Annotated in this window: 20 protein-coding genes; 12 read left to right on the top strand and 8 right to left on the bottom strand. The window is 62.7% G+C overall.

Annotated features, from left to right (window positions below; all coding sequences use genetic code 11):
• Positions 1-6 precede the first annotated feature (6 nt).
• Positions 7-1,347 (top strand): DUF2079 domain-containing protein, encoded by a 1,341-nt coding sequence (locus VGF98_07320; protein HEY1681426.1) that lies wholly within the window; start codon positions 7-9, stop codon positions 1,345-1,347.
• On the opposite strand, the gene VGF98_07315 is transcribed toward VGF98_07320, so the two are convergent.
• Positions 1,331-2,311, bottom strand: coding sequence for a glycosyltransferase family 9 protein (locus tag VGF98_07315; GenBank protein ID HEY1681425.1), 981 nt, complete (start codon positions 2,309-2,311; stop codon positions 1,331-1,333). The two genes, VGF98_07320 and VGF98_07315, sit on opposite strands and share 17 nt — an antisense overlap.
• 45 nt (positions 2,312-2,356) lie before the next feature.
• Between VGF98_07315 and VGF98_07310 the strand changes: the two genes are divergently transcribed.
• The 5 genes from VGF98_07310 to ppdK all read left to right on the top strand — a co-directional run bounded on the left by VGF98_07310 (position 2,357) and on the right by ppdK (position 8,631).
• Complete coding sequence (locus VGF98_07310) at positions 2,357-2,716, top strand: heavy metal-binding domain-containing protein (protein ID HEY1681424.1); 360 nt, start codon at positions 2,357-2,359, stop codon at positions 2,714-2,716.
• A complete protein-coding gene (locus tag VGF98_07305) occupies positions 2,713-3,375 on the top strand; it encodes a uracil-DNA glycosylase (GenBank protein HEY1681423.1) in 663 nt (220 codons plus the stop codon). The genes VGF98_07310 and VGF98_07305 overlap by 4 nt, the downstream gene beginning before the upstream one ends.
• Positions 3,376-3,457: 82 nt before the next feature.
• Positions 3,458-4,528: a 23S rRNA (adenine(2503)-C(2))-methyltransferase RlmN gene (rlmN, locus tag VGF98_07300; protein HEY1681422.1), complete on the top strand. Its 1,071-nt coding sequence runs from the start codon at positions 3,458-3,460 to the stop codon at positions 4,526-4,528.
• Positions 4,529-4,618: 90 nt separating this feature from the next.
• Positions 4,619-5,971, top strand: coding sequence for a glycine--tRNA ligase (locus tag VGF98_07295; protein ID HEY1681421.1), 1,353 nt, complete (start codon positions 4,619-4,621; stop codon positions 5,969-5,971).
• On the top strand, positions 5,968-8,631 hold the full coding sequence (gene ppdK, locus VGF98_07290; GenBank protein HEY1681420.1) for a pyruvate, phosphate dikinase: 2,664 nt from the start codon (positions 5,968-5,970) through the stop codon (positions 8,629-8,631). The genes VGF98_07295 and ppdK overlap by 4 nt, the downstream gene beginning before the upstream one ends.
• Here the strand turns inward: ppdK and VGF98_07285 are convergent.
• The gene (locus VGF98_07285; GenBank protein ID HEY1681419.1) at positions 8,628-9,845 is read right to left on the bottom strand and encodes an HD domain-containing protein; all 1,218 of its coding nucleotides are present in this window, start codon (positions 9,843-9,845) and stop codon (positions 8,628-8,630) included. The genes ppdK and VGF98_07285 overlap by 4 nt on opposite strands.
• An 82-nt stretch (positions 9,846-9,927) precedes the next feature.
• Here VGF98_07285 and dnaG point away from each other — a divergent pair, with 82 nt between their 5' ends.
• The 3 genes from dnaG (at position 9,928) to VGF98_07270 (ending at position 13,646) form a co-directional block, all read left to right on the top strand.
• Positions 9,928-11,718, top strand: coding sequence for a DNA primase (gene dnaG / locus VGF98_07280; protein ID HEY1681418.1), 1,791 nt, complete (start codon positions 9,928-9,930; stop codon positions 11,716-11,718).
• A gap of 87 nt (positions 11,719-11,805) precedes the next feature.
• Positions 11,806-12,975, top strand: a complete 1,170-nt coding sequence (gene rpoD / locus VGF98_07275) for an RNA polymerase sigma factor RpoD (protein ID HEY1681417.1) — start codon at positions 11,806-11,808, stop codon at positions 12,973-12,975.
• Positions 12,972-13,646 carry a hypothetical protein gene (locus VGF98_07270; protein HEY1681416.1) on the top strand — a complete coding sequence of 225 codons (675 nt, stop codon included), beginning with the start codon at positions 12,972-12,974 and terminating at the stop codon, positions 13,644-13,646. Before rpoD ends, VGF98_07270 begins: the two co-directional genes overlap by 4 nt.
• A gap of 14 nt (positions 13,647-13,660) precedes the next feature.
• Here VGF98_07270 and VGF98_07265 read toward each other — a convergent pair whose 3' ends face one another.
• The 6 genes from VGF98_07265 to VGF98_07240 all read right to left on the bottom strand — a co-directional run bounded on the left by VGF98_07265 (position 13,661) and on the right by VGF98_07240 (position 17,757).
• Positions 13,661-14,341: a hypothetical protein gene (locus VGF98_07265; GenBank protein ID HEY1681415.1), complete on the bottom strand. Its 681-nt coding sequence runs from the start codon at positions 14,339-14,341 to the stop codon at positions 13,661-13,663.
• Positions 14,342-14,359: 18 nt separating this feature from the next.
• Positions 14,360-15,178: a hypothetical protein gene (locus tag VGF98_07260; GenBank protein ID HEY1681414.1), complete on the bottom strand. Its 819-nt coding sequence runs from the start codon at positions 15,176-15,178 to the stop codon at positions 14,360-14,362.
• 19 nt (positions 15,179-15,197) lie between these two features.
• Positions 15,198-15,524, bottom strand: coding sequence for a hypothetical protein (locus VGF98_07255; GenBank protein ID HEY1681413.1), 327 nt, complete (start codon positions 15,522-15,524; stop codon positions 15,198-15,200).
• Between the two features lie 119 nt (positions 15,525-15,643).
• Positions 15,644-16,093, bottom strand: a complete 450-nt coding sequence (gene dtd, locus VGF98_07250) for a D-aminoacyl-tRNA deacylase (GenBank protein ID HEY1681412.1) — start codon at positions 16,091-16,093, stop codon at positions 15,644-15,646.
• A 6-nt stretch (positions 16,094-16,099) separates the two neighbouring features.
• Positions 16,100-16,993 (bottom strand): proline dehydrogenase family protein, encoded by an 894-nt coding sequence (locus VGF98_07245; GenBank protein ID HEY1681411.1) that lies wholly within the window; start codon positions 16,991-16,993, stop codon positions 16,100-16,102.
• Between the two features lie 5 nt (positions 16,994-16,998).
• Positions 16,999-17,757, bottom strand: a complete 759-nt coding sequence (locus VGF98_07240; GenBank protein ID HEY1681410.1) for an ABC transporter permease subunit — start codon at positions 17,755-17,757, stop codon at positions 16,999-17,001.
• 3 nt (positions 17,758-17,760) lie between these two features.
• Here VGF98_07240 and VGF98_07235 point away from each other — a divergent pair, with 3 nt between their 5' ends.
• Genes VGF98_07235 through VGF98_07225 form a run of 3 tightly spaced genes read left to right on the top strand, consistent with a single transcriptional unit; the run spans position 17,761 to position 20,817 of the window.
• On the top strand, positions 17,761-18,321 hold the full coding sequence (locus VGF98_07235) for a manganese efflux pump (protein ID HEY1681409.1): 561 nt from the start codon (positions 17,761-17,763) through the stop codon (positions 18,319-18,321).
• The gene (locus VGF98_07230) at positions 18,311-19,213 is read left to right on the top strand and encodes a DUF1611 domain-containing protein (GenBank protein HEY1681408.1); all 903 of its coding nucleotides are present in this window, start codon (positions 18,311-18,313) and stop codon (positions 19,211-19,213) included. Before VGF98_07235 ends, VGF98_07230 begins: the two co-directional genes overlap by 11 nt.
• Positions 19,210-20,817 (top strand): hypothetical protein, encoded by a 1,608-nt coding sequence (locus VGF98_07225; protein HEY1681407.1) that lies wholly within the window; start codon positions 19,210-19,212, stop codon positions 20,815-20,817. The genes VGF98_07230 and VGF98_07225 overlap by 4 nt, the downstream gene beginning before the upstream one ends.
• Positions 20,818-20,837: the final 20 nt, after the last annotated feature.

Raw genomic sequence — 20,837 nt, 5'->3', positions numbered from 1 at the left:
GGTTTCGTGCGCGATCGCTTCGTCTGGATCGGCACCGCGACGTACGCCGCGCTGTTTACGTTGCTCGGCGCGATCAAGTACGGCGCCCATCGAAACCTCGTCGACTTCGGACTCTTCTCGCAAACGGTCGCCTCTGCGTTCGGATGCTTTTGCAACCCGATCGAAGGGAGTCATTGGGCGTTCCATTTTTCGCCGATCCTGTATTTTCCAGCGTTGGGGCTGCTGTTTTTTCGATCGCCGATGCTCCTCGTCGCGTTGCAGGCGATCGCCGGAGCGCTCTGCGCCGCGCCCGTCTATGCGATCGTCCTGCGGCGCACCGACCGCCGGATCGCGCGCTTTGCAGCGGTCGTCGTATGGTTGTATCCGCCACTGGCGGGTCTGACGTTCGGAGACTTTCACGAAAACGGCTTTGCGCCGGCCGCGGTGTTGTGGACTGCCTACGCCTTCGACGCCGGATATCTCGCGCTCGCGGCCGTTTGTGCGGCGATCGTGTTGATGGTCAAAGAAGATCAAGCGATTTTTCTCGGTATCGCGGCCGCCGGAAGTGCGTTTGCGTATCGTCACGATCCGAAAAGACGCACGCTGGCGATCGCGACTGCGATTCTCTGTGCGCTCGTTCTTATCGCGTTTTTCTGGCTCATCCAACCGCATGCTGCGGCCGTGCACGCATGGCAGCCCAATCGGTTTTACGCCTGGACGTGGGGCGACGCAACCCGGCTCTTTGGCCTCGACGGCTTGGCGCGTCTGTGGTTTGCGATCGCGATCCTCGCGCCGCTCGCGTTCGTGCCACTTCGTTCGCGCGTTACGTGGCTGGCCGCGGCACCGTTGGCAGAAGTGCTTTTGTCGCGAATGAACACGACGTTTACGCTCGGGACGCACTACACCGGCGCCTGGGCGGGATATCTATTGGTAGGTTTCGCTGCGGCGTTGGGCACAATGCGCGATGCAACCGCCCGTCGTGCGTTGTGGTGGGCTGTCGCGCTCGCGGCGGTCGAACTCGTCGCGGCCAATCCGATGCATCCCGGTATCAACCTTCGCGCGCGCCAGGCGCGCGACGTCGCGCTGGACGCCGCACTCGCAAATCTTCCGCGCTACGCAAGCGTCGCCACGCAGGAAGAGGCATATACGCACCTCGCGCTCGACGATCCGCTGGCGCGCTTACTTCCGGAACGCAGCGATATCGATGCCCAGGCATGCTTCGTGTTGGTCGATCGCAATTTTCCCGATTCCGCTCGTCTGCAAGAATATGGCGATACATTAGCGTCGCTCGTGCGCGCCGGCACCTACGTACCGATCTCGTTCGACGCAGGGATCGAACTGTATCGACGCGTCAGCGCTTGCCGGTGAGGAGCTCGCCTAACGATCGCGTGGCGGCTTCCGGCCAGCCCGCGCCGGCACGTACGATGCGGTACGGGGATGCCCACGGCCGCCATCGCGCCGTCTGCAGCTCGAACTGCCGGTCATCCGGAAAAATCGCGACAACCGGCGTGCCGGCCGTCCCGGCGACGTGCAACGCGCCCGAATCCGGCGCGATTACCGCTCGCGCCCGGCCGATCGCCGCCTTCCACGGCGCCGTACGCTCGAAGCGCACGACATGCGCACCGCTGAGTTGTTCGAAACGCTCGACGTAATCGTGCTCGCGCGCCGACGCAATCGCCAGGATCGATTCCGTGCGGCCGGCTTCGCGGAACGCTGCGACGACGGCATCGAGCGGCATGCCCAATCGCTCCCACTTGTCGGTCACCTGAAACGCCACGCGTGGATCGGGCGGCTCGTTTTCGTCGAGAACGAGCGGGCGAAGCCGTTCGATACTCGTCGTTGGCGAGGTTTCCGCCATCAATCCGCGACCGAGTTCGAATAACACTTGGCATTCGTGCAAAGCGCGCGAGTCGGTACCCGCCGGACGATAGATCGTTTGCGTCATGGCGCCGCGCACCCACAACGTTTTGAACGGTTTGCCCCAGCCGTTTTCGAAACCGATCCGTTGCGAAATGCGAGCCGCACGTGCTAAGCGATATCCGCTCGGATCCTCGGTAGCGACGAGCGCGTGCGTGTAACCACGCGAGGCGAGTTCGGCGGCCAGCACGTGCATCGCCGAGTCGTCCTCAGGCTGCGACGAGCGCAATTGCCACGAGGCGACATCAACGCGGCGCACGGCAGTCCGCGAAAAGATTTCTGCGTTCTCGGGCCGGAGCACGATGTCGGCCGGAACGCCCGACGCAGCCAGCGCCGCCAGTAGCGGCGAGAGCGCGAGCGCGTCACCGATTCCGTCGAGGCGGATGACCAGCACCGAGGGTGAAGTCTCCGGCATGCTGCCAGACTCCGACCGCCGTACGCGCACGGCCTGCTTCTCGAGGTGATCGCCCGAGAGGACGTCGTGACGTTGTGCGACGTCGACGGCTTCGAGTCGGTGCGCGTGTTGGGACGGGTGCGTGCGCAGGCGTCTCGACCGCGCAACCGTTTGCGTTCGACGTTTCGCAGCCTCGGTATGCTGATCGGCTTAGCCGCCGGCGAATTTCTTAGCGACGCCGAACACCTGCGTGCAGAAGCGCTCGAAGCGTTGCGAAAAGAAGCCTCCGGGCTTGGTGCGAACGCCGTGTTGCGAGTAGAATTCGATGTTTCCGAAGGAAGCGATGGGTCGTGTTTAGTCGCGGTCAGCGGCGATGCCGTACGTTTGGACGAGGCAGCATCGGAACCACAGGCGCGCCCGGCGTGAGCGAAGTCGAGCGCGAACGCAAGCGTGCGGCGCTGGCCGTGCAAAGCGCCGTCGCAGCGGCCTGCCGGCGCTGCACGATCGGCTACGAGCGCACCCACAACGTCTATGGCGAGGGCGATCCGGCGGCGCGCTTGATGGTCGTCGGAGAGGGTCCGGGCGAAACCGAAGACGCGCTCGGACGTCCGTTCGTAGGTGCGGCCGGAAAGTTACTCGACCGCATGCTGGCTGCGATCGATCTACCGCGAGAGAGCGTGTACATTTGCAACACCGTTAAGTGCCGGCCGACGCTGCCTGGCCCGCGGGGGCCAAAGAATCGCGCTCCGGAGCCGCAAGAGATGGTCAACTGCCGGCCGTTCTTAGACGAACAAATTGCGATCGTCGCGCCCACCGTCATCCTCGCGCTCGGCGCGCCGGCCGCAAAGTCGTTTCTCGGCAACGACTTTCAGATTACCAAGATGCGCGGGCGATGGTATCCGGGGCCCGCAGGATCGGCCTTGATGGTATCGTTTCATCCGGCTTACGTACTGCGCCAAACCGGCGGTCAGATCGATGCCGTGAAACGGCTCGTATGGGACGATTTGAAGGCCGTTCGTGCCAAGTTGGACGAGCCGGAGACGGCCGCGAACGGCGAGCGGCAAACGCCGCTGTTCGGCGACTAAATCGCCGAGTGCCCGGTCGCCCGAACGCACGGCGCGCCCTATGCTACAATGGGGCGTGCTCCGCAAACCCCTCGAAATTTGGATGGAAGATCTCGCTTCGCGTGCCGACTTTTCCGGCATCGATGCGTTCGCCACGGCATTCGACTTAAAGCGCTATCGCCTCGAACAACTGTACCGTGCGGGGGTCAAAGAGCTCGTTGAGGATCCATCCGACGTAACGACGCTGCCGAAGGCGTTGCGGAGCGGGCTAGCCGACCGCGGGGTGACGTTCTCGTCGGTACGGTTGGTAACCGAACAACGTTCGGCCGACAAGCAGACGACGAAGGTCGTTCTAGCGTTACGCGACGGAAAAGAAGTCGAGGCCGTGCTGATGGAGCATATCGGCGGCCGGACGACGGTATGTATTTCGTCGCAAGCCGGTTGCGCGTTTGCGTGCGCGTTTTGTTCGACCGGACAAGCCGGCTTCAGCCGTCATTTGACGCCGGTAGAAATTATCGACCAGGTGCTGTTTTTCGCGCGCGAACTGCGAACGCGCGACAAGCGCGTCACCAACGTCGTATTCATGGGCATGGGCGAACCGTTCCATAACTACGACTCGGTGATGGACGCAATTGCGATCCTCAACGATCCGAACGGTGTCGGACTCGGCCACCGCCACATTACGGTGTCGACCGTCGGCGTCGTCGACAAGATCGATCGTTTCGCCGAAGAAGGCAGCCAAGTAAATCTGGCGATTTCGCTGCACGCACCGACGGACGAGTTGCGCACGGCGATCATGCCGGTCAATCGCCGGTTTCCTCTGACAGAACTGATGGCGGCCTGCGAACGATACGCGGCTAGAACCAAACGCAAGATGTTTTTCGAGTACGTGATGCTGGAAGGCTACAACGACAGCGACGAAACCGCACGCGCGTTGGCGCGCCTGATGCGCGGCCACCTCTATCACGTCAATTTAATACCGTACAATTCTACGCCCGATGCGCCCTTCGCGGGGACTCCCGACGCACGCATTTGGGAATTTGCGGCGATTTTGCAAAAAGCCGGCGTTCCGGTGACCGTGCGTTATAACATGGGGCGCGATATCGCGGCGGCGTGCGGGCAACTTCGCGCGCGAACCCAGCCGCGTAGCGCAACTTCCGCCGCAGCATCGTGAACGTCCGGTGCCGCCGATTACGCTGCATGCAGCGTGAGGCACGCACGACGAAAAACGGAATTACGCCTGCCCGCTGAGAACTCGGGGCCAATGGAAACGGCGACCCAGAGGCGCCGCCCGACGATGGAAGAGATCACGGCGCTCGCGAAACGGCGTGGCTTTATCTTTCAGTCGAGCGAGATCTATGGCGGCATTAACGGATTTTGGGACTACGGGCCGCTCGGCGCCGTCTTAAAACGCAACGTCAAAGACGCGTGGTGGCGCGACACGGTCGAGCTGCGCGACGACGTCGTTGCGTTCGACTCGTCAATCGTCATGCATCCGCTGGTGTGGAAGGCGTCCGGCCACGTCGACGCGTTTCACGATGTGTTCGTCGATTGCAAGGTGTGCAAGCACCGCTTTCGCGCAGATCATCTCGGCGACCGTACCTCGTGCCCGGATTGCGGAAGCAAAGACTCGTTCACCGAGCCACGCGCGTTCAACTTGATGATGCGCACGTTCGTGGGGCCGATGGAGGATAGCGCGTCGACCGCCTATCTGCGACCCGAAACGGCTCAGGGCATTTTCGTCAATTTCAAGAACGTTTATCAGGCCGCGCGGCGGCGGCCGCCGTTCGGCATCGCGCAGATCGGCAAATCGTTTCGCAACGAAATCACGCCCGCCAACTTTACCTTTCGCGTGCGCGAGTTCGAACAAGCCGAGCTCGAATATTTCGTCCCCGACGACGGCCACGACATGGAGGCGTTTCAGTCTTGGATCGACCGCCGCAAATCGTGGTATGCGAGTTATGGAATCGATCCCGATCGGTTGCGCTTCTACGAACTCACCGAAGCGGAACGACCGCACTATGCCAAGGCCGGCGTCGATGTCGAGTATTTGTTCCCATGGGGCTGGGGCGAGCTCGAGTCGATCGCGCATCGCGGAACGTACGATCTCGACGCGCACATGCGGCTGTCGGGCAAAGATCTCCAGTTCTTCGACGAGGCCTCTAAATCGCACTACACGCCGTCGTTGATCGAATGTTCTGCAGGCATGGATCGCACCGCACTCACGTTCTTGATCGACGCGTTCGAACGGGAGAAGGCAGTCGATCCGAACGGAAAAGAAACCGAACGGACCGTCTTGCGCTTTCATCCGGCGATCGCGCCGGTGCAAATCGCGGTCTTTTCGCTGGCGCGCAACAAACCCGAACTCGTCGAACGGGCACGTTCGATCGAGAGCGATCTGCGCCGCCGGCATCGTACCCAGTACGATGAAGGCAACATCGGCCAACTCTATCGGCGGCAAGACGAAATCGGAACGCCGTTTTGCGTAACGATCGATTACGAGACGCTCGATGACGGCAGCGTCACCGTGCGGTCTCGCGATTCGATGGCGCAAGAACGCGTCGCCGGCGACGCCTTGAACGCGTTGTTACGGGATCGGTTGGAGTCTCCGGCGTGATCGCCGGCGCTCCGAAATACGTTTACTTTTTCGACGAGGGCGACGGCGGCATGTCGGCGTTGCTGGGCGGGAAGGGATCGGGCTTAGCGGAGATGACCGGCGCCGGCTTGCCGGTGCCCTCGGGCTTCACGATTACGACGCAGGCGTGTCTCCGCTACGGCGAATTGGATCGTTCGTTTCCGCCCGGGTTAGACGAGCAGATCGCGATGGCGGTGGCCGAATTGCAACGGCGCACCGGCAAGGAACTGGGTTCGGTAGAACGGCCCCTGTTGGTCTCGGTGCGCAGCGGCGCGGCAATCTCGATGCCCGGCATGATGGACACCGTACTGAATTTGGGGCTGAACGACGAGACGGTCGAAGCGCTCGCGCGGCTCACGGACAACGAACGTTTCGCGTGGGATGCATACCGGCGTTTCGTCGCGATGTTCGGCGATATCGTACTAGGCGTCGACCGCGAGCGGTTTTCCGATGCACTGGATGCGGAGAAACGGACGTTGGGCATCGAGCGCGATCCAGATGTCGATGCCGAAACGTGGAAACGTCTGGTCGGACAATTTAAAGCCATAATTCGTGAAGTGGCCGGCCGCGAGTTCCCGCAGGACGCACGCGAACAGCTGCGCTTGGCGGTCGCGGCGGTGTTCGATTCGTGGGACTCGCGTCGCGCGATCGATTATCGCCGCTATCATAAAATTCCCGACGACCTTGGAACCGCCGTCACCGTGATGGAGATGGTGTTCGGCAACATGGGCGACGATTCGGGAACCGGCGTGGCATTCACGCGCGATCCGAACACGGGTGAAAAAGTGTTGTTCGGCGAGTACCTGCGCAACGCGCAGGGCGAAGACGTGGTCGCCGGAATTCGCACGCCCGAACGCATCGTCGACTTAGCCGATTCCCAACCCGGTGTCTTCGCACAGTTCCGCGAGATCGCCGAACGGCTCGAAAGCCACTACGGCGACATGCAAGATCTCGAATTTACGGTCGAGCGCGGCAAGCTGTTCATGCTGCAGACCCGCAGCGCCAAACGCAGCGCCGAAGCGGCCGTCAAGATCGCGTTGGATTTGGTCGACGAAGGCGTGATCGATCGGCGCAAGGCGGTCGCAAGCGTCGATGCGTCATCGCTGGATCAACTCTTTCATGCTCGCATCGATGCGTCGCAGCACTACGAAGCGGTCGGGAAAGGCCTCAACGCGTCTCCTGGCGCGGCCACCGGTCAAATCGTATTCACGGCGGACGACGCCGTCGCGTGGCATCGCGAGGGCAAACCGGTCGTGCTGGTTCGCACTGAGACGACTCCGGACGACGTACACGGTATGATCGCCGCAGAGGGCGTGTTAACGGCCAAAGGCGGGGCGACGTCGCACGCGGCCGTCGTTGCGCGTGGAATGGGAAAGCCGTGCGTAGCCGGCTGCGACGCGTTGACGATCGACCGCGAAGCCCGCTCCGCAAAGCTCGGAGGCCACACGTTCGCGCAGGGCGACTGGATCACGATCGACGGGTCCACCGGCGCGGTAGCGGCTGGGCGTCTGCAGTTGGTCGACGCGCCGACCGAGTTGCCGTCGTGGCTCGAGCGCTTTTTAGCGTGGGCCGACGAGCTACGGCGTATGCAGGTGTGGGCCAACGCCGATACGCCGGCCGACGCACGGCGCGCGCGTGAGATGGGAGCCGAGGGTATCGGCTTATGCCGCACCGAGCACATGTTTATGGAGCGCGATCGCTTGCCGATCGTCCAGCGAATGATTTTGGCCGGCGATCGCGCCGGACGCGACGAAGCGTTGGCCAAGCTGCTCCCGGTGCAACGCGCCGACTTCGCCGGGATTCTCGAAGCGATGGCGGGCCGCACGGTGACGATCCGGCTGCTGGATCCGCCGCTTCACGAGTTTCTGCCGTCGTTGGAAAACTTGTTGGTCGAAGTGACCGAACTGCGCGTACAGCGCGGAAGCGACGACCCGGAGTTCAAGATTCGCGATGCCATCCTGCATCGCGTGTTGCAACTGCACGAACAAAATCCGATGATGGGCTTGCGCGTCTGCCGCTTGGGTATCGTGTATCCCGAAATCTACGCGATGCAAGTTCGTGCCATCTTCGAAGCGGCGTGTGACCTACTCGAGCGAGGTGTCGACGTTCGTCCCGACATCATGATTCCGGGCGTCGGAACGCAGGCCGAGATGCAGACGACGCGCCAGGCTGCGCAAGCCGTGGCTGCGAGCGTTTTCAGCGAACGCGGCGCGACGTTGGCCTACCGGATTGGGACGATGATCGAGTTGCCGCGCGCCTGTATCGTCGCAGCAAGTTTAGCCGAATACGCGGAGTTTTTTTCGTTCGGCACCAACGATCTCACGCAGACGACGTTCGGCTACAGCCGCGACGACGCCGAGGCGTCGTTCATCCCGGTCTACCTGGAGCAGCGCATCCTCAAAGACGACCCCTTTCAAGTATTAGACAGGATCGGCGTCGGCGCGTTGATGGAGCGCGCGGTCGAAAGCGGGCGGGCGCAGCGTCCAGGTCTCAAGATCGGCATTTGTGGAGAGCACGGCGGCGAACCGAGCAGTATCGCATTTTGCGAACGTATCGGACTCGACTATATTTCGTGCTCGCCGTTCCGAGTCCCGATCGCCAGGCTGGCCGCGGCACAAGCCGCCATCGGATCGATCGACTAGGCCGTTCCGCGGCGCGCGCGGGCGATGCGCACGCATAGCTCGCGCGCTTGCGCTACCGCGTCGCCGCGGCGGCGTACGAACAACTTTCGCCAATACGCCTTGCCGCTAAGTTTCGCGATGACGTCCGACACTTCACGGGCGTCCACCACCGCACCGGCCGTTGCGACCCAGACGGTCGAAGCCTGTCCGAATCCGAACGGCAAGCGGTGCAGCGGTTGCGTTTGCTCGTCGGCCCAAACGTTGTCTTCGCCGAAGCGATCGATCAACGCGTCGCGACAGGCTTCGTACGTTCCCAAATCGTTTTCGGCGTTGTACTCGGCCACGACGCCGAAGGAAACGATGCGTTCTCGCAGCTCGCGGGCCGCCGCACCCGCGTCGCCGTCGAGTGCGTTGAGCACGCGGAAGTCGTCCCACCGCAGAAACTCTTCTATCGGATCGAGCGCTCGTGGATCGGGCCAGAGTTCGCGTAGCACCGCTTGCAGCACGCGCTCGAACCAACGCGTCGTATGATGAAAGTAGACGGCCGCAAACATCATGTAGCGCGCGAGGACGAACGACTCGAGCGCTACAACACCGCGGACGTCGATGCCGAGGACGGTCGAATCGCCGCGCCGGATCAACCGCAGCGATCCGAGCAGTTGTTGTGCGTCGTAACGGCCGCTCGGCACGCCGGTAAAGTACGCATCGCGTTGCAGATAATCCATGCGGTCGGCGTCGAGATTCGGCCCGCTGACCAACTCCTTGAGCGGCGCGAACCGCGAGGTCGATTCGCCGGCGATGAGGGCCAGCACATCGCGTCGGTCGACCTCGAGCGCGCCGAGGGCACGTTGCCATTCCTCCAAGCCGAGCACGTCTTTGGTCCGCGCTTCGTGGCGCACGCCCAACACCGCTTCACACGCATGGCTGAACGGTCCGTGCCCGACGTCGTGCAGCAATAACGCGGCACGCACTAACCGCCGTTGATATGCAACGTCCGCGGCATCCGAAAAAAAATCCGGGCCATGGCGTACCAGCTCGTCGAACGCTTGCGAGCCAACCGCCATCGCGCCCAACACATGCGTGAAGCGCGAATGCTCGGCCGACGGGAACGCGAGATACGCTAAACCGAGCTGCCGCAAGCGCCGGAGCCGTTGCATGGCGGGCAGGTCGAGCACGTGCGCTTCGGCCGGCGAGAGTTCGATGAAATGGTGGATTGGATCGAAAATTCGTTTCATCGCTCGTGCGACGCTTCGCGCCCGCGTGCGAGCGTTCCGCCGGGCGGCATAGGTCGGCTGCGGTGGTGGAGAAGATAGCACGGTGAGGCTCGATCGGAGCGTAATCCGGGAGATTCATTCCCGGGTCGATATCGCCGCCGTGATCGGAAGCTACGTTTCGCTCAAGAAACGCGGTAACGATCTGGTCGGTCTTTGTCCGTTCCATGGCGAGAAAACGCCGTCGCTGCACGTGCACCCCGATCGCGGTTTCTTCAAATGTTTTGGATGCGGGGTCGGCGGCGACGTCCTGACCTTCGTGCAAAAGGTGGAGAACGTGCCGTTCGGCGACGCGATTCGCATGCTGGCGAGCAAAGCCGGCATCGAGCTAGAACCCGAAAATCCCGGGGCCGCGCGTGCGCGCACCGAGCGAGAAGCCATCTACGAAGCCAATCGCATCGCGGCCGGATACTTCGCACGCGTGCTCGCAAGTCCGAGTGGCGACCGGGCGCGCGAGTACTGCGCTTCGCGAGGCATCGAGCCGGCCACCATCGAGCGATTTGGATTGGGGTACGCGCCGGACGGCTGGGACGGGCTCGTTACGGAGTTGCGCAACGAAGGTGTCGATCCGGCGGTCGCCGCCAACGCGGCGCTCATCAAAATGGGCCAGCGTGGATATTACGATTTCTACCGCGACCGATTGATGATTCCGACGTACTCGACGACCGGCGAAGCGATCGCATTCGGCGGCCGTTCGTTGGGAGACGGGGAACCGAAATATCTCAATACCGCTTCTACCCCGGCATACGTTAAGGGGAGTCATCTGTACGCGCTGAATTTGGCGCGCCGTGCGACGCAACTCGATCGGACGCTGATCGTGGTGGAGGGGTATCTCGATTGCATCGCGTTGCATCAAGCGGGCTTCGAAAATGCCGTGGCGTCGTTGGGCACGTCGTTTACGGCCGAGCAAGCGTCAGAATTGCGAAAATACGCCGAGTACGTATACCTGTGCTTCGACGGTGACGCTCCGGGTAACGCCGCCGCAACCAAAGCCGTCGATATTGCGTCTAAGATCATCGAGCATGCCGGATCGTCGGTCCGCGTCGTGCTGCTTCCACCCGATGAAGATCCCGATACGTACGTCAGGCGCCGCGGAAACGCGGCCTTTCAGGCGTTGCTCGATGGGGCCAAACCTGCGATCGAGTTTCGGATCGATGCGGAAATCGATCGTCTCAAGCGGGGCTTCGACGCGCCGTCGCGCATCGTACCAAAAGCCGAAGCGTTGATACGCGAAATGACCGATCGTTCGGAGTGGGACCGCTGGCGCGTCTACGTTGCAGGACGGCTGCAGGTGAGCGTTGACGACCTTCGGAATAGCCGATTCCTCGCCGACGCAGCGAACTTTACGCCGCGTTCGGGCGGATCGGTAACGGGTAGCCGGCACGTGCCCGCAACGGCTCAGCCGCTTTCGTTCGAACGGGAAGCCGTTAGCATCTTCCTCGAGGAACCCGCACTCGTAGCCGACTTTTGCAAGCGAATAGCGCCGGAGCGTTTTCGCAACGAAGCGTACCGCCGGATTTACGAACGCATCGTTGCGGCGCCGTTTGCACTGCTGGAAACCGCCGACGTGTTCGAGCTCTTTTCCGAGGATGCCGAAAGCGCCGAGCTACTCGCGGGCCTCGGGGTGCGCGATCGGAGCTCGGCAACGATTTACGCTGGTTCCGAGGATCGCCGCGCGCATTTGGAGCGTATCGTCGAACGCTTGGTGCTCGACGACGAACGCGGCCGTTACCGTGCGTTAAACGAGACCATCGATCGACGTGTGGCCGCCGGCGAATCGATTCCCGACGATATGTGGGCCGAATTCAAATCGCTGACGGCGAGGTTGAAACGATAAGAGAGAATTTGGAGAACCGGCAAGAAATTGGAGACCCAGGTGCCAACCGAAATGACGAAAATCGAAACGAAGGGGGTGAGACGCTCGATGCCTCGCAAAAAAGCTAGTGCTAGCGGCACGGAAACGCCGCCGCCTACGCTCGAAGAACTCAAAAAGAAACTACTGGCGCGCGGCAAAAGTCGCGGCTCGCTGACGTATGAAGAAATCAGCGCCACCTTCGAAGTGCTCGAGGAAGTCACGCCCGAGCAGCTCGATGAGTTCTTTGAGGAAATTTCCGCTTCCGGCATCGATTTAGGCGAGGATCAAAAGGAAGAAAAAGCCGAGGCCGACGCCGAGGAGCGTACCGCAGCCGACGCTATTTCCGACAGCTTATCGCTGGACGATCCGGTCCGCATGTACCTCAAAGAGATCGGTCGCGTGCCGCTGCTCTCGATGGAACAAGAGAAGTCGTTGGCAATGCGGATCGAAGCCGGCGAGTTGGAATCGGCAAAAAACGGCGCGGCCGTTCGCGCGATTATGGACTCGGGCGAAGAGGCCAAGCGTCAGCTCACCGAGGCGAACCTTCGGCTCGTGGTATCGATCGCAAAGAAATACGTCGGGCGCGGAATGCTGTTCCTAGATTTGATCCAGGAGGGCAACCTCGGTTTAATTCGCGCGGTCGAAAAGTTCGACTATACCAAGGGCTATAAGTTCTCGACCTACGCCACGTGGTGGATCCGGCAAGCGATCACGCGTGCGCTCGCCGATCAAGCGCGGACCATCCGTATTCCCGTGCATATGGTCGAAACCATCAACCGGCTGATCAAAGTATCGCGCCAGCTTTTGCAAGAGTTGGGTCGGGAGCCGACGGTCGAAGAGATCGCCGAGCAAATGGGTTTGACCCCCGAAAAAGTCCGCGAAGTCATGAAGATCTCGCAAGAGCCGATTTCGCTCGAAACGCCAATCGGCGAAGAAGAAGATTCACATCTCGGCGACTTCATCGAAGATCAGGAAGCCGTGGCGCCGGCCGAAGCGGCATCGGTGATGCTGCTCAAAGAGAAGATGCAGGACGTGCTGCAAAACCTCACGGATCGCGAACGCAAAGTTCTCGTACTGCGGTTCGGATTAGAAGACGGCCATCAACGTACGTTGGAAGAGGTTGGCCAGGAGTTCGGCGTGACGCGCGAGCGGATCCGCCAAATCGAAGCCAAGGCGCTGCGTAAGCTGCGCCATCCGTCGCGCGGCAAAGCGCTCAAGGATTACTGGAGCAACGAGTGATCCGTACGATGTGCGCGGCGTTGGCGTTCGTCTTACTGGGCGTTGCGCCGTCGCCGGTTCCGTCTGCATCGCCGACCGCAGCGCCTCGCGAGCTCAAGTCGATCGTCACCGTCGTTTCTTCTCCGTACTGTAACGCGCTGGCCGAGCATTTTAACGCCGCGCTACGCCCGATGCTCGCCAACGACCGCGTGTTCGATGCGGTCGGCGTACAGATGGATGCGATGAACGATATGTTCGATCATCCGGATTACGTGAACCGCTTCTTGGGTCTGCGCGTGAAACTGACCAAAGAATCGGACGTACTCATAGCGTCGCTCCGTCCGATCGGCGCGGAGGTCGAGCAACTCAACAAATCGGCGTCGCTCACCACCGATCCGGCGGCTGCCGCGCAGATGCGCGATGCCGCGCAGAAGCTCAACGAGGCATATCAACATCAATTTCAGCTCGCGACCGACGTTACGTCGCTGGCGCAGTTCATGATGCAATACAATATCGAGCGCGGTGGGCATCCGCTTTCGGGATGGACGCCGCAGCTTCAGGCGATGCCCGAAGATTCGAAAGACGTCAAGATCGTCGTTCACTACAACAAACAGCGCGACGCAATTTCGACGGCCGAGGATAGCGCCACGGACATCGCCTACGAGATCGCATCGACCCGCTGCACCAAGTAGCGCAGCGGACTACGCTACATTTTTGAAGCGGGACCCGGCGACGGCGTCGCAACCGTCGGATTGCTGTCGGCAAACGCGCCGGCCGGATTCGGTTTGACCCACACGATCAAGTCCCAAATCGACGGAAATAAAAAGACGTGCGCGACCTGATCGGCCGACGTCGCGAGACCCATCTTGACCAGCGTTTCGGGCTTTGGATCGTCGACGCTGCCGCCGGCGGCAGCGAATTTTGCCGGGCCAACGCCGCCGTATTTCTGCGTCCCATCCGGCTCGTTTAAGACGTAATGGATGTGCTCGCGAAATGACGTCCAGCGGTGATAGTCGACGCCCCACACTTGCGGGGGTGCGGGCGACGTGCGCTGCAGTGCTGAGAAATCGGCCCCGAGAAGATTGCCCTGCGCGTCGTACCACAGTTGGCTGGGTTGATGCGGGTTGCCGCTTTGCCAATGCAAATTTGCGTAGCTAATCGCGCCGTCCTCATCGACGTTGGTGTAGCGAAAGTATCCGGCGGCTTGTGCGGCTTGCGGGTTCGGAAAACGGCGCTGTAGATCGGCCGAGATCGACTTGACGAAGGCGGCCTCGGTGCCTTGCGGATAGGGCGACATGGTCGCCGTCGGAGCGGGCGTGGCGGCAATCATTGCGATCGCCGCGATCCCGGCGAACGCTAAACTCGCAAACGATGAACGCAGGTGCATAAACGCTACAAACCTTCTTTACGGCGAAGCCGATGGTGCTGCCGAGGGCAAAGCCGCCGGCGAAGAAGACGGGGTTGCCGTCGGCGGTTCGGGAGTAGGCCAGGGAGTTCCGGTCGGACTCGCCTGCGGCCGCGGTGCTCGATGCGATTGCGACGATGCGCCGCTTGCGAACGGCGTGGCAAAGGGCTGAGCTGGGAACGACGACTTCGGCATTCGCAACTCGACGCTCATCGGTTCGGGTGTCTGAATCGCGACCGTCCCGTTCGGGAGGGCCGTGAGCGTCGCTTCGGTTCGTGCGGGAATCTCCGAGCCCGGGCCAAGCACAAAGTTCTTCCCCTTGCGGAAGATGTGATACAGGAAGTGGTACGGGATCACTTCGTCGGCAACGGTGTCTTCGAGCTCGACGGTCGACTCGTGGCCGGCGCTGTCGCGCGGCTGCAATCGCGCGATGGGCGCTCGAAGGGGAATCGTTCTTCCGTCGGCCAGTTGCAACGGCTCGAAGAAAATATCGACGAATCCATAGACATCGCCGATGTCGGCGGCCGACACGTCGACGATGCGCAACATGGCGGGCGTTCCGGCGGGTGCAACGACTCGACCGCCGACAATCAGCGGATCTTTCAATCGCGTTCCGATGAGCTGACCCGTCTTGGACGATTTCGACGATATCGAATCGTCGGTCACGAACACCAGGTCCGAGTCGAAGGGCAGAACGTTCCCGGCCGGATGAGGGGTCACTGGCGCCGGCGCCTTCGGAGGCGCTGTCGGCGAAGGAGGATATGCGCGCGCGGGGATGCGGCCGGCGACCACAAGGGTCGCCGCCACAGCGGCGCTCAACCAGAGCGCCGTTCGAATCTTAGCTGGCGCGCTGCTCCCGCGCTGCCGCGGCTGCGCGCTTGCCTTCCTCGATGAGTTGTTTGACCTTTTGGCCACCTTTTTGTCCGATACGTTCGTAGAAGTTGGGCCCATAACGATCGCGGGTCGCTTCGCCGCCCTTCTTACCGCCCTTTTTCCCGATTTGTTCGTAAAACTCGTGACCGTGCGCCAATTTGGTCGCTAAGCCGCCCTTGCGGCCGATTTGTTCGTAGAATTCCGGACCGTACTTTTTCTTAACGGTCTCGCCGCCTTTTTGGCCGGCTTCGCGGACCGACATTCCCGCCGGTCGCTTGGGTTGTTCAGTCACTGGCACGTCCTATCGTTTACATCTTCGCCGGCCGCGATGGCCGGGATACTAAATGAACGCAGCTTACGCTCAAAAGGTTTGGGGGGCCGTACAAAGGTTTTACACCGGCCTGCGCCTTCCTAGAACGTTCGCTCGGAATCCAGAAGAATTGTGACAGGCCCTTGGTTGCTTTGCTGCACTTCCATGTCGGCTCCGAACACGCCGTAGGCGACTCGCAGGCCGCGCGTTTCGAGCGCGCTGCCGACTCGTTCGTAGAGATCGCGCGCCGGTTCGCCCGAAGCGGCTGCTGCGAAAGAGGGGCGCCGCCCGCGCCGCGCGTCGCCGAGAAGTGTGAACTGCGAGATCAGCAGGACGCCGCCGCCGCATTGCTCGACCGAGCGATTCATCCGGCCCGCGTCGTCCTCGAAGACGCGCAGCTCGGCGATTTTCTCTGCTATCCACAGTGCGTCGCGTTCCGTATCGTTCCGGCCGACGCCGACATAGGCCACGAGGCCGGCATCGATCGCGCCGGTTTCGGATCGGTCGACCGACACGCGCGCGTTCGAAACGCGCTGCACCACGGCACGCACGCGGCGTTAACGCGAGAAGATCGAGGACAACGCGAACCAGGCGTTTTCGCGACGCTCCAGCACGCGACGGTAGAAATATCCAGCCCAGTGGGTTCCGAACGGCACGTACACTCGCATGTTGTAGCCTTGCGCGACCAGTTCGTGTTGCTCCGCCGGACGGCACCCGTGCAGCATCTGAAACTCAAAGCGCGACGGCGGTATGGCGTTGCGCGAACAAAAATCTCTTACGGCGCCGATCAAACGGCGATCGTGCGTCGCGATTCCCGGATACGTGCCTGCCGAGAGTAACCGCTCGGCCAGGCGCAGATAGTTTTCGCGGATCTCGGGCATTTGCTGATACGCAATCTCGGGCGGTTCGCGATAGGCGCCTTTGCAGAGGCGCACGCGCGCTCCCAATGCGATCGCGCGCTCGACGTCGGCTGCGGTGCGCTTCAGGTACGCCTGCAACACGATGCCGACGTTCTTGTTGGCCGCAAAACAGCGCTCGAACACGCGCAGGGTGGCATCGGTGACGGCAGAGCCTTCCATATCGATGCGCACGAATGGATCGGAGTTCTGAGCGGCCCGTTGGGCGATCCGGCTAACGTTGTCCAGCGCGAAATCCTCGTCGATCAACAGTCCAAGCGCCGTGAGCTTGATCGAAACGTTCGAATCGACCCCGGCCGCCTGCAGCGCATCCAGGATTCGCAGGTAGGCGTCGACCGTGTGCAGTGCGGCCTCGCGCTCCGTCACGTCTTCACCCAAGTAATCCAATGAGGCCGTCATCCCAGCCGCGTTGAGCTCGCGGACCGTCGAAACGGCCGACTCGATCGATTCGCCCGGGACGAAACGTTTAGCGAGAAAGAAAAAGTTTTTTTGGAAGGCCGAGTTGGGAGCGAAGAGTCCGTCGAGAAACGCCATGCCCCTCAAGGTACGACGCGGCGGCGCAGAATCCACGCGACCAATAGCGCAACGACCGCGAGCACGACGAATCCGTAGCACAAAGCCATCGCTTGACGAACCCCTTGCGCAGACAACGCGACGTACAACGCGACCGGCAAAGACGTCGGGTGATACGCCAGCACCGACGTTGCACCGTATTCGCCGATGGCGCGCAGCCACGCGAACGTCACGCCTGCCAAGACGCTTCCGGCGGCAGCGGGCAACGCGATTCGTCCGAAAATCCGCCATTCTCCAGCACCGAGCGTGCGCGCCGCATCGGCGTACACCGGATCCACCGCCGCGAACGCGGCCGTGGCGGCGATGGCCACGAACGAACCGGACACGAAGAATTCTGCGACTCCGACGCCGAGGAGCGTGTCGGGAACGCGCAGGCCATGTGCGGCCAACCAGGCACCGACCGGCGCTCGCGTGCCCAGGGTGACGATCAGCATCAAGCCGGACGCTACCGGCGGAAATGCCAGCGGCAGTGCGAGTAAAAAGAGTGCGGTGGCCCGAACACCCCGGCCCGCATGACCCAACCAGTACCCGGCCGGAACGCCGAGCAGTGTGGCGACCGCCGTCGCAGCCAACGATGCGGTCAACGACACGTTCAGCGCGGCGCGCGCGTCGGCGTTAAACGATGCCGCGGCCTCGCCGGGTGACATGGACGCGAGTACGGCGATGACAGGAGCTACGATCCCCACGACCAGCAACAAGGCGGCAGCTGGAAAGACCCAGCGCATCACGTGACGGCAGCGCTAAAGATCGCGTTCGTCGCGCTCAGCCTTTCGCTGGACGTCTTCGCGGTGAGTATCGGTGTCGGCGTGCGGGGCGTCGAGCGTGCGCTCAAATTGCGAATTGGTCTGGCGTTCGCGACTGCCGAGGTCGCGATGAACGTAATTGGCGCCGGGATCGGCGTCGCGGCAGGACGGTTGTTCGGAGAAGTCGCCGGCTTCGTCGGCTTCGGCGCGTTGGTCGTGCTGGGAATCTTCATGATGTCCGAAAGCCGTTCGAAGAGTGCCGCGGCGAAACTCGACCTTTCCAAGGGGTGGGGATTATTCGTCGCTTCGCTGGCCATCAGCTTGGATTCGCTCGGCATCGGCTTCTCGATTCTCTACATCGGCGTCCCGCCGGTGATCGCGCTGGTCATCATCGGCTTCGTTTCGCTGTGCGCCACCGCTGCCGGCCTGACGCTCGGCGCGCGGCTCGGGGGCTTTGCCGAACGCTACGCCGCGTTCTTGGGCGGTTTGCTCTTGACCCTTACCGGCCTCACGTTTGCGGTTCTGAAGATCTTGCATGTTGGATAGTCGCGGTGCCGGGTACGCGCTGCTCCATTTAGCGCGAACTCGGGGTAGCCGCCGCATATTCGTTGTGGGTACCGCGAAAAACGTTGGCAAAACGGTCGCCGCTCGCGCTATCTATGCCGCCGCCATCGCGACCGGCCTGCGCGTCGCCCTGTTGTCGACGGGTCGCGACGGAGAGAGCTTCGACGCGGTCGACGGCGTCGCAAAACCCCGGCTTTTCGTGCGCCCGGGCACGGTGGTCGCTACAGCGGCCGACGCGTTGAGTGCGGGATTCGCGACCGAAGTGCTCGAGGTATTGCCGCTTGAAACCGCAGCCGGGCCCGTCACGATTGTGCGCATCCGCGAAGCCGCACACCTAGAGTTGATCGGTCCTCCGACTGCCAGCGGCGTCGCTCGAACGCTCGAGCGTCTGGATACACTCGCCGACGTCGTGATCGTCGACGGTGCGATCGATCGCGTTGCAGCATTGGCGGGCAGCGGAGCGGCGGTCGTGATCGCGACGGGTGCGGCTGCCGCCGCGACGCCCGATGACGCCACGGACGCCGCGCGCATACTAGCTAAGCGCTTGGGAATCGCCGCACTCGATGCCGGGGCGCCGGCGCTAAGGGTCGAGGGAGCGCTGACGGCATCGAAAGCCGCGCCGCTGATCGCCGCGCGAGAAACGCGCCAAGTCGTCATCGGCGATCCGACGCAGTTTGCATTGGCCGGCCGCGCCGCCGACGCAGCGTTCGAACGGCTCGACGTTCGCTGTGAGCGCCCGCTGCATCCGATCGCCACGACGATCGCATCGATCGGCCGGGGGCACGCGTTCGAACCTCTATCGTTTGCTCGAGCCGTGGCCGAAGCCACCGGTCTTCCGGCGTACGATGTGTATGCGGGTTGGGGTGTCGCTTGAATTGGAACGCCATTGCCGACGAATCGACGGCACGTGCGCTCGATCTCGTATGGCTCGACGCGGCTCTGCGACCGAGTAGCGAGTGCGGCATACGTGCGTTGGCGCGTTGGGAGCCGTTCGCACGCGGAAACGAAGCCGCCGCCTCCGCGCGAGCACGGATGGTACACGGCGTAGCAACGCGCACCGCCGATGACGAACTGCGGGTCTTCGCCGAATCGCTGCGCGTTGTACCCGACATCACGTCACCGGCGGCCCGGGCCGCGCTCGGCGAAGCGTTGCCGGACGACGTGTTGCTGCAAGTCGCGCGTTTCTGCGACGGCGCGGTCGGGCTCGCCGATCGGCTGAGCGCTTCCGCGTTGAGCGAGGCGGCCGACGCCAAAACGATTGCCACGCCGCTTATTCGTGCCTTATCGGCGTCGTTGGCGCGCGGCCGCACGAGCGGGGGCGGATTCTATTTGAGCGATGGGTTCGATCCGGCGTTGCGTGTAGCGCGCGGCGAACTGCAGAGAACGCAACGAGCGGTCGATGCGTTGGAGTCGGAGTTGCGTTCGCGTGTGGCCGCTGCTCTGCATCGGCCGGCGGTCGAAACCGACGAGTTCATCGTCATGCGAGAGGGGGCTCCCACCGAGTGGCCGGAGAGCATCGCGGTTATTCGCGAGGCGCCGACGTATTTTTTGTGCACGTTAGTCGCCGGCGATGCGCTGCAACGATCGCGCATCGCTCGCGACCACGCCGCAGGCGCCGTCGCAGACGCCGAGCGTTCGATTCGTAGCGAACTTTCGGACGCGATCGCGCGGGCGGTGCCGGAATTGCAGCCGGCGTCCGATGCGATCGGCGCATTCGATGCATTGCACGCGGCCATCCGGTTCGCGCGCAGCTACGCCTGCACCGCGCCCGAGCTTGCTGCAGATGTTGGTGTCGCGCTCGAAGGCGCGCGATTTCTTCCCCTCGAGGAAGCCTTGCAGCAACGCGACTTGCGATTCACGCCCTTCGACGTCGAAGTTCGTTCGGTTGCGGCGATCACCGGCCCGAACATGGGCGGAAAAACCGTCGTGCTACGCACGTGCGGAGCGATCGCGGCGTTGGCGAGTTTCGGATTGCCGGTTCCGGCGCGACGCGCACGGCTCGAGTTGTTCGATCGAATCGTATGGCTGCATGCCGGCGACGAAGTCGGGCCGTCGTTGCTTTCGTCGTTTGCGCACGAGGTTGACCGCGTGCGCGATGTCGCAGCTCGCGCGAACGGCGCCTTGATGTTGCTCGACGAGTTTGCACGAACCACCGGGCCGCGCGAAGGCTCAGCGCTGCTCGCGTCGCTACTGGCGTTCTTCCGGGAGCGCGGAATACGAACGCTCGCGACGACGCATCTGGACGGCGTCGCGGCCGCGGCCGGCGTCGAGCATCTCACCGTTGGCGGATTGCGAGCCCTGCCGCGCGGAACGGTGGGCAATCTGCGCGACGCGCTAGCGTTGTTGGAGCGTGCGATGGATTATTCGGTGCGCAAGGCCGGCGACGGTGAAATGCCGGCCGGCGACGCGGTCGATCTGGCCGAACTGCTCGGCCTCGACGCTACCATTATCGAGGGGGCTCGCCGGAGGCTGGAGTAGCCGCCGCCGGCGCGGACGAA

The sequence above is a fragment of the Candidatus Tumulicola sp. genome, from assembly GCA_036490475.1.
Classification (GTDB): domain Bacteria; phylum Vulcanimicrobiota; class Vulcanimicrobiia; order Vulcanimicrobiales; family Vulcanimicrobiaceae; genus Tumulicola.
The sequence above is the reverse complement of the archived record's forward strand: the minus strand, read 5'-3'. Positions and strand labels throughout refer to the sequence as shown.

Bases quoted from the DNA above. Each gene is read 5' to 3' on its own strand.
- VGF98_07230 (HEY1681408.1), top strand. From the start codon at position 18,311: ATGTTGGATAGTCGCGGTGCCGGGTACGCGCTGCTCCATTTAGCGCGA.
- VGF98_07245 (HEY1681411.1), bottom strand. From the start codon at position 16,993: ATGGCGTTTCTCGACGGACTCTTCGCTCCCAACTCGGCCTTCCAAAAA.
- VGF98_07315 (HEY1681425.1), bottom strand. From the start codon at position 2,311: ATGCCGGAGACTTCACCCTCGGTGCTGGTCATCCGCCTCGACGGAATC.
- VGF98_07285 (HEY1681419.1), bottom strand. From the start codon at position 9,845: ATGAAACGAATTTTCGATCCAATCCACCATTTCATCGAACTCTCGCCG.
- VGF98_07265 (HEY1681415.1), bottom strand. From the start codon at position 14,341: ATGCACCTGCGTTCATCGTTTGCGAGTTTAGCGTTCGCCGGGATCGCG.
- VGF98_07295 (HEY1681421.1), top strand. From the start codon at position 4,619: ATGGAAACGGCGACCCAGAGGCGCCGCCCGACGATGGAAGAGATCACG.
- VGF98_07240 (HEY1681410.1), bottom strand. From the start codon at position 17,757: ATGCGCTGGGTCTTTCCAGCTGCCGCCTTGTTGCTGGTCGTGGGGATC.
- rpoD (HEY1681417.1), top strand. From the start codon at position 11,806: ATGCCTCGCAAAAAAGCTAGTGCTAGCGGCACGGAAACGCCGCCGCCT.
- rlmN (HEY1681422.1), top strand. From the start codon at position 3,458: ATGGAAGATCTCGCTTCGCGTGCCGACTTTTCCGGCATCGATGCGTTC.